This window comes from Massilia norwichensis, assembly GCF_024753245.1.
GTDB classification, from domain to species: domain Bacteria; phylum Pseudomonadota; class Gammaproteobacteria; order Burkholderiales; family Burkholderiaceae_D; genus Telluria; species Telluria norwichensis.
In genome coordinates this window covers 18,318-30,764 of the sequence record NZ_JANUGX010000038.1, presented here as the reverse complement: position 1 = coordinate 30,764, position 12,447 = coordinate 18,318, and the positions used below count along the sequence as shown (strand labels likewise).

At 66.9% G+C, this 12,447-nt stretch carries 9 protein-coding genes; 2 read left to right on the top strand and 7 right to left on the bottom strand.

Translation table 11 applies throughout. From position 1 onward, the window contains the following. Positions 1-31: 31 nt before the first annotated feature. Positions 32-1,111 carry an NHL repeat-containing protein gene (locus NX782_RS23750; protein WP_258847974.1) on the top strand — a complete coding sequence of 360 codons (1,080 nt, stop codon included), beginning with the start codon at positions 32-34 and terminating at the stop codon, positions 1,109-1,111. Between the two features lie 91 nt (positions 1,112-1,202). Here the strand turns inward: NX782_RS23750 and NX782_RS23745 are convergent, their stop codons facing one another. The 3 genes from NX782_RS23745 to NX782_RS23735 form a co-directional block, all read right to left on the bottom strand. Next, positions 1,203-2,549: a TAXI family TRAP transporter solute-binding subunit gene (locus NX782_RS23745; RefSeq protein ID WP_258847973.1), complete on the bottom strand. Its 1,347-nt coding sequence runs from the start codon at positions 2,547-2,549 to the stop codon at positions 1,203-1,205. Between the two features lie 28 nt (positions 2,550-2,577). Beyond that, positions 2,578-6,060 (bottom strand): transglycosylase domain-containing protein, encoded by a 3,483-nt coding sequence (locus tag NX782_RS23740; protein WP_258847989.1) that lies wholly within the window; start codon positions 6,058-6,060, stop codon positions 2,578-2,580. Positions 6,061-6,510: 450 nt separating this feature from the next. After that, positions 6,511-7,317, bottom strand: coding sequence for a competence/damage-inducible protein A (locus NX782_RS23735; RefSeq protein ID WP_258847972.1), 807 nt, complete (start codon positions 7,315-7,317; stop codon positions 6,511-6,513). A gap of 178 nt (positions 7,318-7,495) precedes the next feature. Between NX782_RS23735 and NX782_RS23730 the strand changes: the two genes are divergently transcribed. Then, positions 7,496-8,692 (top strand): WD40/YVTN/BNR-like repeat-containing protein, encoded by a 1,197-nt coding sequence (locus tag NX782_RS23730; protein WP_258847971.1) that lies wholly within the window; start codon positions 7,496-7,498, stop codon positions 8,690-8,692. On the opposite strand, the gene NX782_RS23725 is transcribed toward NX782_RS23730, so the two are convergent. Genes NX782_RS23725 through NX782_RS23710 form a run of 4 tightly spaced genes read right to left on the bottom strand, consistent with a single transcriptional unit; the run spans position 8,676 to position 12,272 of the window. Beyond that, positions 8,676-9,500: an EI24 domain-containing protein gene (locus tag NX782_RS23725; protein WP_258847970.1), complete on the bottom strand. Its 825-nt coding sequence runs from the start codon at positions 9,498-9,500 to the stop codon at positions 8,676-8,678. The two genes, NX782_RS23730 and NX782_RS23725, sit on opposite strands and share 17 nt — an antisense overlap. Continuing rightward, on the bottom strand, positions 9,500-10,501 hold the full coding sequence (locus NX782_RS23720; protein ID WP_258847969.1) for a sterol desaturase family protein: 1,002 nt from the start codon (positions 10,499-10,501) through the stop codon (positions 9,500-9,502). The genes NX782_RS23725 and NX782_RS23720 overlap by 1 nt, the downstream gene beginning before the upstream one ends. Further along, complete coding sequence (locus NX782_RS23715) at positions 10,498-11,301, bottom strand: polysaccharide deacetylase family protein (protein ID WP_258847968.1); 804 nt, start codon at positions 11,299-11,301, stop codon at positions 10,498-10,500. Before NX782_RS23715 ends, NX782_RS23720 begins: the two co-directional genes overlap by 4 nt. Beyond that, positions 11,301-12,272 carry a YncE family protein gene (locus tag NX782_RS23710; RefSeq protein ID WP_258847967.1) on the bottom strand — a complete coding sequence of 324 codons (972 nt, stop codon included), beginning with the start codon at positions 12,270-12,272 and terminating at the stop codon, positions 11,301-11,303. Before NX782_RS23710 ends, NX782_RS23715 begins: the two co-directional genes overlap by 1 nt. Positions 12,273-12,447: the final 175 nt, after the last annotated feature.

The following is a 12,447-nucleotide window of genomic DNA, read 5'->3' as shown; positions in this document are numbered from 1 at the left end:
GGATGCCGAAAACACAACAACGGAGACTGGCATGGACGCAAAAATAGCACGATCGTTCGCAACTAGTTTGCTGGCCGCGCTGTGCACGGCCTGCGGCGGCGGCGGCGGCGACAGCGGCACGACCGGCGCCGGTGCGCCGGCATTGGGGGCCAACGTGACCACGCTGACGCTGGTGGCCGGCAGCGCCCTTGATACCGGCAACGTGGACGCCGGCGGTAGCGCGGCGCGCTTCGGCCGCCCGGTCGGCATCGCCGCCGACACGGCCGGCAACCTGTTCGTGGCCGACCAGGGCAATTGCAGCATCCGTAAAATCAGCGCGGCGGGCGCCGTGTCCACCCTCGCCGGCTCGCCCCAGCGCTGCCAGAGCGTGGACGGCGCGGCCGGCGCGGCGGGCTTTGCCAGCCTGAACGCGATCGCCGCCTCGCCCGACGGCCGCCTGTATGCCGCCGACGGCCTGGCCGTGCGCGAGATCGACCCGGCCGGCACCGTGCGCACCATTGCCACCCTCGATACCGCGACCATCCTGGGCGCCGGCGACATCCCCTATTTCTACGCCAGCGGGATCGCCGTCGACGGCTTCGCGAACGTGGTCGTGGCGAATGCCATCGGCATCCGCAAGATTTCACCCACCGGCACCATCAGCATGATCGACGGCATGGCGCGACTGGACAACATCGCCAGCGTCGTGGGCAGCCGCAACTTCCAGCAGCGCGGCCTGGCCGCCGCCAAGGACGGCACGGTCTACGTGGGCGACTTCGCCAGCACGGTCAGCCGCATCGACCCGGCCGGCACCAGGATGGCGCTGGCCGGCCTGTCCGGCGGTCCCGGCTTCGCCGATGGCGTGGCCGGCGCGGCCCGCTTCGACCGCGTCATCGCGCTGACCCTGGACGCCGCCGGCAACCTGTACGCCGCCGACGCCGGGAATAACCTGATCCGCAAGATCACGCCGGAGCGCGCCGTCTCGACGGTGGCCGGCACCATCGGCGCCACCTCGCTCCAGCTCGGCAACGGGCCGGGTGCCCTGCCCGCGCTGGCCGGTCTGACGGGCGACGGTAAAAACACCCTGTATGCGATTTCGGGGAACGCCGTCGTGAAGATCAGCCTGCCGTAGCCCGTCTGATAACGCCCTCATGGCGGCGTTGCATTCGGCTCGCCGTACTAAAGTACTGTCTTCGCCGATGCGCCTTACCCTGAGGGCGTTCTCAGACGGGCTTGATATTGCCGCGCACACGCTGGCGCACGAAGTTGATGTGACTGCGCAGGCCGTACAAGGCGTCGGCATAGGCGAGCGGGATCGAGATGTGGTTCACGCGCGCTTCGATGTCGTCGAGGCGGCGCAGCAGGTCGGCGCGCACCTCCTCGCACTGCGCGGGATCGGCATTCTCCAGCGCCTGCTCGACCGCCCGCAGCTGGCCGTACCAGCGGTAGACACGCGAACGGATGCGCCACACGTACAGCGGCGGCACGATCTTCGACAGCGGAATCACCAGCGCCGCCAGCGCCACCACCACAACCCACAGGCGATCGAACAGGTTCGCCAGCCAGAACGACAGGTAGCGCTGCAGGAAGGGCGGGCCGTCGCGGTAGTACTTGGCGGCTTCGCGCGAGACCGGGATCTCGGTGTACTTCGGCGACGGGAACTGGCCCTGCTGCTGGAACCAGCCGGCGCCGCCGTGGATCTCGGTGGCGGCTTTCACGAACTCGTCGACCAGGGCCGGATGCAGGCCTTCGCGCGCGACCAGGGTCGCGGTCGGTGCGATCAGGTGGAAGTCCTGCGCCGGGATATCCTTCCCGAGGTCGACGATCCCGCGCGGCAGCACCACATGGGTCAGGAAAGGCAGGCGCCGCGTATAGGCTTCGGCCTGGCGGAAGTCGAACAGCCGGATGCCCGGGGTCTGCAGCAGCATCTGGATCAGCGGCGCCTCGGGCGCGGAGCTGAACACGATGCCGTCGATGCGGCCGGCCAGCAGCTCGACCGTGGCCGGGGTATTTTCCAGCGTGGAGATGCGCAGCTGGCCCGGCTCGACGCCATTCACGGCCAGGATCTGGCGGAACAGCTTCGGCACGCCCGTGCCTTCCGGACCGAGGTTGATGCGCAGGCCCTTCAACTGGGTCAGGCTGCGCACCTCGAGCTTGTGGCGCTTGTCTCCTTCGCGCAGGAACAGCCAGACCGGCTCGGTGAACAGGCTGCCCAGCGACATCAGCTCGCTGCGTTCGGCCTGGTCTTCGCTGGTCGAGCCGCTCTGCACGAAGGCGATGTCGGCCTTGCCGTCGAGGAGGCGCTGCAGGTTGTCTTCGGAACCGAGGGAGCGCTGCAGCTGGACCTTGATGCCGTCGCGCGCCAGCTGCGCCGCGTACTTGCGGCCGAATTCCTCGTAGGCGCTGTTTTCCTGGCCGGTGGCGAGGACGAGATGACGCGGCGGGGCCGGATCGACCACGACATAGGCCACCACGCAGGCGGCCAGCACCAGCAGGATGGTGGGCAGCGAGGCGACCAGCAGATCGCGCAGCGACACCAGGCTGAACTTCGCGAGCCTGGGCCGCTTCATACGGCCTCCGTGGTCTCAGGCCTACCGCTCAATGCAGCACTTCCTCCACTGCGGGCGGCTTCTGTCGCGACGGCTCGGCCTTGTCTTTGGCTTCTTTGGCTTCCTTGGCCGCAGGCTTGGCGCGCGGGGCATCGGCCGCTTTCGGGTGGCTGCCCTCGGCTGCCGCTTTGGCGCGCGCTGCCTCAGCCGCGGGTTTCGGATGCGGCGTGTCGGCAGGCTTCGCAGCCGGCTTGCGATGCGGCGCTTCTTCCTTCGCTTCCTTGGCTTCCTTGGCCGGCTTGGCTGGTTTTGCAGGCGCGGCTTCCGCTGCCGCTGCGGGCTTGGCCGCTACCGGCTTGGCGGGCGCCAGCGCTTCCACCTCTTCCGCCTGCGCGCTGTCCGGCGCCGGCTTCACGGTGGCGACATCATCGTTGACCGGGCCGGCGGCAGCTGCCGCGGCGGCGGCTTTCTCGGCCGGCGTTACCACGTGCAGGCCCGGCACCAGCACCGTGTCGGTCTTCTCGACCATCGGCATCAGGCTCGGCGCCAGGGTCACCAGCAGCTGCACCGGCAGCGCGCTGGTGAAGTCGTAGTGGGCCGATTCCGGACCGTGCACATAGGCCGTCATGCTGCCGAAGAAGCGTTCGCCGATGTTGAAGACGAAGGTCGCCGAGCGGTTCACGTAGCGCGACTCGATCAGGCGGTGGCCGGCGCCGTAGACGTCGAAGCGCTGGTCGCCTGTGCCGGTCTTGCCGCCCATCGCAATCACGCTGCCGTCCTGCTTGTAGAAGGCCTGCTTGACGCGCTTGGCGGTGCCTTCCATCGCGACACCGTGGATGGCGTTGGCGACTGCGCGCGCCACCAGCGGGTTCAGCACCTGCTCGCCCTTGACTTCCTGGCTGCGCTTGACCAGGGTCTCGTAGGGCGTGTCCTTGGCGAAGTGCAGCGAGTCGATGCGCTGGGTCGGTTTGCGCACGCCGCCGTTGACGATGATGCCCATCAGTTCGGCCAGCGCGATCGGACGGTCGGCCGAGGCGCCCAGCGTGGTCGCATACGACGGCACCAGCGAGTCGAACGGGTAGCCCATCTTCTTCCACTGCGCGTGGATCTTGAGGAAGGCCTCGACCTCGATCAGGCCGGCGATGCGCTTGTCCTGGGCGTGCTTGCGGTGGGTCTTGAACAGCCAGGAATAGACTTCCTGGCGCTCCTTCACCGAAGCCTTGGTGACCTCGTCCCAGCCCGCCTTCGGATGGGTGCGCAGGTAGCCGGCCAGCCACAGCTCGAGCGGGTGGACCGAAGCGACGTAGCCGCGGTCGGCCAGCGACATGTTCGCGACCGAATACTGGTCGTACATCTTGACGATGCGCTCCTGGTCGACTTCGCGGTCGTCCGGCAGATGGGTGTGGATGAACTTGCCGAATTCGGCCAGCGAGGCATCCGGCATGATGGTGCGGTGGACCGCCGCCAGCTTCGAGGCGGCCGGGCGTACGCCCTGCATCAGCGTCGATTCGACCTCGGCCCATTGCATGCCGCGGTACTTGTTCCAGAAGCGCGCCAGGAAGTCCTTGCCTTCGCGGTCGGCAAAGCGCGACAGGTACTCGGCGCGGCGCGGATCGTCGGCGTCGGCCAGCAGCTGGGCCGAGGAACCCGGCAGCTGGAACATGTAGTAGCGCACCACGTCGCGCATCAGGCGCACGAACACCAGGTTGGTGGAGTTCTGCAGCGCCTGCTGGACGGTGAGGATGCGGCTGTCGTCCAGCTTGCTGAAGTTGCCGAAGGTGTGCAGGCCGCCACCGGTGAAGAAGGCTTCGCCCGGGTTGCCCGAATACTTGCGTTCCATCGCTGCCGCCAGCATCGGCTGCAGGCCGCGGTCGGCGCCGGCCGGCAGCGTCAGGAAGTACTCGACGCCCCACTGGCTCAGGCGGTCCTTCGGATCGATCCTGACCTTTTCCAGTTCGGCCTTCGACATCGGCTCGTAGCGCTGGTGCAGCTGGTCGACGATGTCCATGTAGGTGACCAGGGTGCGCAGCTTGGCGGTCGAACCCAGGTCCAGCTTCGCGCCTTCGTTGATGTCCAGCGGCTGGTCGTAATTGTCGGTCTGGACGCGCAGGTAGTTGACCTTGTCGCCGCGCTCCATCAGCGTGAAGCTGTACACGACCTTGGACGGGTCGCCGTTGCCGAGCATGCCCTTGCCGGTCAGGCCGGCGGCCGCCGCGGCGTCGTTGTCGGTCAGGCGGCGCAGCGCCGCGGTGACGGCCTTCTGCGCTTCCGAATCGAGGGTGGTCACCACCGACAGGTCGAGGCGGTCGAGGTTGTACATGCGCGAATCGCCCAGCAGGTTGGCCAGGTGGTTGCGCACCGCGTTGGCCGCCTTGCGGGTGACGAAGGTGTTGGCCGGCGGCGGCGCCACGCCGGAGCCGAGCGCCGGGTGCAGGACCGTGGCGATGGCGGCGTCGCGCAGCTGCGGCGAGATCACGCCGGCCTGCGCCAGCACGCGCAGGTGGCTGTTGGTGAGCGCCTCGAGATCCTTCTCGCCGGCGCCCAGGTAATAGGCCGGGCGGCGCTGCGCGATCATCAGCGACAGCGCTTCCTTGTAGACCAGCGCGAATTCGGGGGTGACGGCATTGCTGGACAGGATGCGGTTGACTTCGGCGAAGTCGCGGCCGTACCAGACCCACATGCCGTCGCCGATGCCGTTCACTTCGCCGTAGCCCAGCTTGGCCGACAGCGGCACGGTGTTCAGGTATTCGAGCACGATGCGGCGCCGCGTGGCGCTGGTGTCTTCGCCGTCCTGGTAGGAGCGCAGCATGGCCGACGCCATCTGGCGCAGCTTGTCGCCCAGCGAGGCGGTGCGGCCCTCCGGCGAATGGCGGTACTTTTCGATCTGGGTCGCGAGCGTGGAGCCGCCGGCGACGCGCCCGCCGCTGCCCAGGCCCACCGCGTGCAGCGACTTGTCGAACACCGCCTTCGAGAAGCGGTCCCACTCCACCGCCGGATTGCGCTTCGGGTAGGTGGTGTCGAGCAGCTCGCGGTTCTCGATGAACAGCAGGCTTTGCACCAGCAGCGAAGGTGCGGCATCGAACTTGTCGTACAGGCGTTCCGGGAAGCGCGCCGAGAACAGCGGCTGGCCGCTGTGGTCGAGGATATCGAGGCCGGCGCGGGTCTTCTCGTGATAGGTCGCGAACAGGCCCATGTCGGCCAGCTCGACCATCTTCGGCGACATGCGCGCCTGTGCCTCGACCACGTAGTCGCGCGTCTTCAGCTTGGCCAGGTAGTTCGGCAGGTTCGAGTAGCCGAGGCGTTCGTCGTAGGGACTGGCGGACGGGAAGCGGATCGCATCGCTCGGGCCCTTCTCCATGCGGTAGCTGATCTTCCTGGCCAGATCGGCAAAGAATTTCGCCTGCATGTGCGAAGTGCGGCTTTCGTAGACCGCGAAGGCCGAGCCGCCGGCCACCGCGATCAGCAGCAGCACCAGGAAGGCCCGCTTGACCATGCGCCAGCGGCGCTTGGGCGCCGGCGGCGGCGGTTCCATGCCGGCGCCGGATTCGGTGCTGGCCGGTACGGGGATCGCCGTGGATTCGAGTACGGGTTCGAGGCGCGAAGGCGATTCGCGCAGGGGGATGTCCTGCACGGCGGCCATGGCGGGCACGCCGGCGATGGCGGCCTGACCCGGCAGCACGAGCTTGCGGATGCGGCGCAGCATGCGGGCGGAGATGGTACGTTGCATATGGTTCAACCGGTTCTAATGTCCTGCCTATTCCCGTCAACCGGCGCGCCAATACTGCTGGTCGGTGCGAGTGATCCAGGTCGTCAAGAAGTTCACAATTCAGGCGCGACCTCACTCCAGATCGCACTGCCTACAGACATCATTCCACCACATCAATGTGACAATCAGGAACCGCTTCCGCAGATTTTTGACATGGCCCGAGTATTTTCGCAAAAAAACAACGGCTCAGTTTGCACGACCGTACCAGCGCCGCAACTAGTCCTGTAACAGCTGGTATTCAGCATTCATGCGTGTCAGTTCCGCGCACATGTCATCGAAGGCGGCATCGACCTGCGCCGGCCTGCCTTTCACACCCAGCTCGATGTGGCGGCGGGTCTTATCGTCTCCAACGCTGGGCAGGCTGAACACGTTGACATCGGGGTAGACAGACTCCAGGCGCTCCATGAGCGGCGTCAGCACCGCCTCGGCCTGCTCGTACACCAGCAGCGCGCGCTCACGGTGGGGTTCGCGGTGGAACAGTTCGGAATAATGGGTATCGAGTACCCAGGCGATCATCGGCCATGCCATGACGGGAAAGCCGGGCACGAAGTGATGCGGCGCCCCTGCATGGCGCGCGACGCTGAAACCGGGGACGCGGTTGTAGGGGTTCGGGATGAGTGCCGCGCCGGCAGGGAATTCGACCAGCTTGAGGCGCTGCAGGTTCTCGGGCGCGTCGAGATCGGGCTCGGTGCCCGCTTCGCGCGCGCTGTCGCGGATCCGTTCCTGCAGCAGCAGCTTGCCTTCCGGGTGCAGCGCCAGCGGTACGCCGAGCGCCGCCGCCGCGCACTGGCGGGTGTGATCGTCCGGCGTCGCGCCGATGCCGCCGCAGGAGAACACGGTGTCGCCGCCGTCGAAGGTCCGCTGCAGCAGCGCGGTGATGCGCGCCGGGTCGTCGCCGACGATCTCGGCCCAGGCCAGGCGCAGTCCGCGCTCTCCCAGCAGTTCGATGACCTTGGACAGGTGCTTGTCGCTGCGCTTGCCGGACAGGATTTCGTCGCCGACGATGATGAGGCCGAATGCCATCGTATGCCGCTCCAGGTGGTGTGAGAAGGGCTTCAGTGTGCCACGCGCGCAGATTTGACGTAGCCGCGCTGCCAGCCCGCGCAACGCTACAATTCCCGACAATCTGCCGACAAAGGCACGCAAGACCCTCATCCGGCCCCGTCCTAGAATTTGCGCCGTGTACATTCAAGGGACGACCATGATCCAACACTATCCACGCCAGACTCTCGCTGCCGCGGCAGCGCTCCTGATCGCCGGTTGCGGCGGCGGTTCCGACAACACCACGCCCGCCGCGCCGGCGGTCACCAAAGTCGAGGTGCTGGCGACCGCATCGCGCGGCATCGGCAATATCGTGTACAAGGACGGCGCCGCCTGGGCGACGCTGTCGAACACCGCCAGCGCCGGCACCGGCGTGATGAAGACCGCGCTGCCGCTGCAGGCGACGTCGCGCTGGACCGACGTGCCGCTCGGCGATTGCGCGCTGCCGAAGGAGAGCGAATCTGGCATGGCGCGCACGCCGACGCTGCGCGCGCTCGACGCCAACCTGTGGCTGTTCCAGCCGGCGCACGAAACCGAGCGCGGCAAGGCCGGTGAGCACAGCCTGTGCGCGCTCGCGAGCAATGGCGGCTTCGCGCCGCGCGACCAGCCGCTGCAGAACTGCCTCGGCGACTGGTGTGCGCCGCTGACGATGAAGGAGATGAAGCTGGTGGGGAACCGTCTCTACACGAATGCCGGCGCCGGCCAGAACCTGTTCGTCTCGGATGACGCGGCGGCCAGCTGGCGCGTGGTGCTGGGCCAGTTCGACTCGATGGTCTGCACGCACCAGGCCTTCCAGGTGGTCGGCGACCGCCTGCTGGTGGGCGGCGAATGCCCGCTCGATGTCGCCTATGTGCGCGCCTACCGCCTCGGCGCGAATGGCGGCCTGGCATCGAACACCCCGCTGCCGGTAACCCTGCCGGCGCTGGAAAACCGCAACGTGCAGTTCATCGAACAGGTCGCGAATACCCAGCGCGTGTTCGCCGGCGTCGAAGGCGGCCTGCTGCGCAGCGAAGATGGCGGACAGTCGTTCAAGTTCGTGATCCAGCAGCCGGTGGAAGGGGCCAAGGCGTATCCCTACATCCGCGCCTTCCTGGCCCTGGCCGGCAAGCCCGACACCCTCGTCGTGGGCGGCTTCGACAAGGCCAACGCCCTGCCCTATCTGGCCTGGTCGGCCGACGGCGGCAACAAGTGGACCGACATCTCGTCGCTGCTGCCGGGCCATGCGCGCAGCGCGGGCGACAGCAGCTTTGCGGAAGTGAGCTCGCTGAGCCAGGATCCGCAGGGCCAGGTGATCGTGACCGTCAACCTGAAGGATGGCAGCGAAGGCCGCGTGCTGCGGCTTACTCTGGTGCCTTGAGCGGGTCCTGGGCGGCGCGCAGCTCGAGCAGCGCCTGCAGGCAGTAGTACTGGAACCACAGGCCGGTGAAGATGAAGATGATCAGGTAGAGCCAGATCGACAGCACCGCCAGCACCGGGAACAGCACCACCGACAGCAGCGCGCCGCCGATCCAGGCCACGCCCGGCAAGGCGCCGAGCAGGCCGGAGATGGTGCCGATGAGGAGCAGCTGGCGCCGTCGCGTGGCGACGATGATGCGGCGCTCTTCCAGGCTGGCGTGGATGGACAGCGCGTCGTAGCTCATCACGCGCGCCGTCAGCCAGCCCCACAGCACGGCCTGCACCAGCAGCGCCACCGGCGCCAGCGCATACAGCGGCAGGGTCACGATCCACAGCAGCGCGAACACGACGATGCCGGACAGGTTCACCCCCAGGCTGCCGAGGAAGCTGCCGCCCTCCTTGCGCTCGAGCTGCGGAAACTGCACGCGGCTGACATGGCGCGCGATGGCCGGCATCGCCCCCACGCCGATGAACAGCAGCGAGGTGATGATCATCAGCGGCAGCAGGGCCAGCATCGCCACCAGCGGCACCACCAGCGTCTTGAGGAAGCCCAGGCCCAGGGTGGCCAGGATGCTGCTGCTGGTCTCGAACAGGCCGTATTCGCTGAAGGTGGCCTGCAGCCAGTCGTACAGCGGCTGCATGCCGGCGTACAGCAGGCTGCCCCACAGCGCCAGCGACAGCAGCAGCGGCACCACCGACAACAGCAGCATGCGGCTCGAGAACTGCGAACGCAGCGCGCGGCCGTAGGCGATCGCGATCGGGCGCAGCATCAGGCCGTGCCTCGGGGGCGGCGCGAAATCGATTCGAACAGGCGCACCAGGCCCAGCCACTGCTGGCGCCAGAAGCCGCGGCCATAGTCGCGCGCAGGACGCACGCTGCCGTCGGCGGCCACGCGTTCGAACTGGTCGCGCACGCCGGTGCCGTGGAAGCCGGTCGCGAAGTTGGCGGTGCCGAACAGCTGGTCCCAGACCGGCAGCAGCACGCCGAAATTGCAGCCGCCCAGCTCCCTGCCCTTCGACTCGTGGCCGATGCCGACCGCATGGTGGGTACGGTGGAAGCGCGGCGACACCAGCAGGCGTTCGCCGATCCGGCCGAAGTGGATGCGCACGTTCGCATGCTGCAGCGATTGCAGCGCGCGCGAGACCGACACCAGCAGCACGTACTGCGAAGGCGCCACGCCGATTGCCAGCGCGATCACGGCCAGGTAGACGTCGCGCAGCAAATCGTCCAGCAAGTGGTTGCGGTCGTCGCTCCACAGGTTCATGTTGCGCTGGCTGTGGTGCAGGCTGTGCAGCGCCCACCACCAGCGGAATTTGTGCTGGCCGCGGTGGAACCAGTAATCGAAGAAGTCGAGCACCACCAGGTAGACCAGGAAGCTGGCCAGCGGGCTCATGCCGGTCACCAGCGACTCCAGGTTAAACGGATGCATGCCTTCCATCCTCAGCGCGCCGGCCACGTGGTCCATGATCGGGTCGAGCGTGAAGAACACCGCCATCGTGAAAAAGCCCAGGCGGTGGATCAGGGTATAGACGAAGTCGTTCCAGCGCGCGGCGCGGTCGCTCATCTGTTGCGCGGGGATGAGCGCTTCGAGCGGGCGCAATACCAGGAACAGGGCCGCCACCTCGCAGGCGCCGGCCAGGAACCACTCGACGCCCTCGAAGGCGTCCTCGGCGTATTCGCCCATGCCGGTGTAGAACAGGAAGGGCTCGACCACGGATTCGAACAACCAACCCTGGAGGAATGCGAACCAATCGAGGAAATGCTGAATCATTTTTTGAAGTGAGAAGCGTAGTCCGGATGCTCTCGCAGTGTAGCGAAACAGAAGCCTTTCTGCTGAAGACCCGCGATCAGGGGTTCCAGGTTGGCCGGCGCCCACGGGTCTTTTCTCGACCAGATGCCCATGTGGGCCATGAAGATGTCGCCGTCCTTCAGATTATCCAGGGCGCGCTTGAGCAGCATGGCGTTCGGATACACCTCGCTGGCGGTCTCGTCGCCCGAGAAGCCGGCCTTGGCCCAGCCGACGTGGCGGTAACCGCACTGCTCCGCGGCGGCCAGGACGTTGCGCGAGGTATGCCCGCCGGGTGCGCGGAACAGCGGATCCAGGCCACGCCCGGTCAGCTCGCGGAAACGGCTGTCGACGCGGCGCAGCTCGTCGCAATACTGCTGCGCGGTCCAGGTTGCCTGCTTGCCGGCGTGGGCGCCGAACTGGGGCTTCACCGCGATCTTCCCGCCGGCTTCGTCGCGCTTCCAGTAGACGTGGTCGAAGGTGTGGCTGCCGAAGGCATGCCCTTCCGCCACCCGCGCCTTCCAGTAAGCGGCCCAGCTTGGGTCCAGCGACCAGTCGCCGCGCACCGTCTTCTCGTTGGCGAGGAAGAAAGTGGCCTTGACCTGGTGCTTGCGCAGGGTGTTCGCGATCAGCTCGGCCTGCGACTGGCTGCCGGTGTCGAACGTGAGGTAGATCGTGCCCTTGCAAGCGTCCGCGGCGGAGGCTTGCAAAGCGGGACATACGGAAGCCGCCAGCAGCAGCGCCGCCGCGGCCCGGGTCGCTCCCGACCTTGGCCGCGGACGCATCACATCCTCGGCGCCGAATTGGCGAAGAACACGCCGTGCGGCGAGCGGCCGACCGGGATCTGCTTGATCACCTTGCGGCTGGCGACGTCGACCACGGCCACCTTCTTGATCCAGCGCTGGGTCACCCACAGGGTCTTGCCGTCGGCGGAGAGCTCCATGCAGTCCGGGCCGCCCGGCACCGGGATCATGCCGACGTTTTCCAGCGTGACCTGGTCGATGATGTTGATCGAATTCTGCACGCGGTTCGAGACGAACACGTGACGCTTGTCGCCGACGGCACGGAAGTTGTGCGCGCCGTTGCCGGTCTTGATGCGCTTGACGGACTTGGCGGTGCGCCAGTCGATCACTTCGACGTAGTCGCTGCCCATGATCCCGACCAGCAGGTATTTGTCGTCCGGGGTCATGGTGATGCCGGCCGGGAGCTTGCCGACCGGGAGGGTCCACTTGATGACGCCGGTCTTCAGGTCGAGCGCGCTGACCTGGTCGCTGCCCTGGCGGGTGATGAAGGCGGTGGTGCTGGCGGCATCGAAGGCGATGTGGCTGGGCATGCGCGGCATCGGCACGCGGCGGCTCAGGATCAGCTTGCCGTTCACGTACTGGTAGATGTCGACGCGGTCCAGGCGCAGCGCGGTCGAGACGAACCATTTCTGGTCCGGCGAGAAGCCGATCTGGTACGGGTCGAGCACGTCGGTCAGGCGCTGCTGGATCTTGCCGGTGATGGGGTCCAGGAAGATCAGTTCGTTGCCGACCGAGCTGGCGACGATCACGGACTTGTTGTCCGGCGTGGCCATCAGGTGGTGCGGCTCCTTGCCCACGGCAAAGGTGCCGTTGTCTGCACCGGTTTTCTGGTCGAGGAGCTGGACCGTCGCGTCACGCGAATTCAGAACGACGACGACGTTGGCCTGGGCTGCTTGCATGGCACTCAACAGACACAGACCAGAAACGAAAAGCTTACGGAAACGACGCAGCATGGGAGGACGAAAGCCCGGAGGTGGAAGAAGTTCTTATTCTACGGGGAAACGTTCGGTATCAGAGGACGGTTGACAGCTTTCGTGAGATTTCGGCGCGCCGCCGCAACACAGTGGAAAAGGCGTCAACAGAAGCGCGATGGCAGCTTGACAGCGACATGCACTACAATCGCGATTT

Excerpts from the sequence above, each read along its gene's own strand:
- NX782_RS23750 (WP_258847974.1), top strand. The coding sequence starts at position 32 with ATGGACGCAAAAATAGCACGATCGTTCGCAACTAGTTTGCTGGCCGCG.
- NX782_RS23745 (WP_258847973.1), bottom strand. The coding sequence starts at position 2,549 with ATGAAGCGGCCCAGGCTCGCGAAGTTCAGCCTGGTGTCGCTGCGCGAT.
- NX782_RS23740 (WP_258847989.1), bottom strand. The coding sequence starts at position 6,060 with ATGGAACCGCCGCCGCCGGCGCCCAAGCGCCGCTGGCGCATGGTCAAG.
- NX782_RS23735 (WP_258847972.1), bottom strand. The coding sequence starts at position 7,317 with ATGGCATTCGGCCTCATCATCGTCGGCGACGAAATCCTGTCCGGCAAG.
- NX782_RS23730 (WP_258847971.1), top strand. The coding sequence starts at position 7,496 with ATGATCCAACACTATCCACGCCAGACTCTCGCTGCCGCGGCAGCGCTC.
- NX782_RS23725 (WP_258847970.1), bottom strand. The coding sequence starts at position 9,500 with ATGCTGCGCCCGATCGCGATCGCCTACGGCCGCGCGCTGCGTTCGCAG.
- NX782_RS23720 (WP_258847969.1), bottom strand. The coding sequence starts at position 10,501 with ATGATTCAGCATTTCCTCGATTGGTTCGCATTCCTCCAGGGTTGGTTG.
- NX782_RS23715 (WP_258847968.1), bottom strand. The coding sequence starts at position 11,301 with ATGCGTCCGCGGCCAAGGTCGGGAGCGACCCGGGCCGCGGCGGCGCTG.
- NX782_RS23710 (WP_258847967.1), bottom strand. The coding sequence starts at position 12,272 with ATGCTGCGTCGTTTCCGTAAGCTTTTCGTTTCTGGTCTGTGTCTGTTG.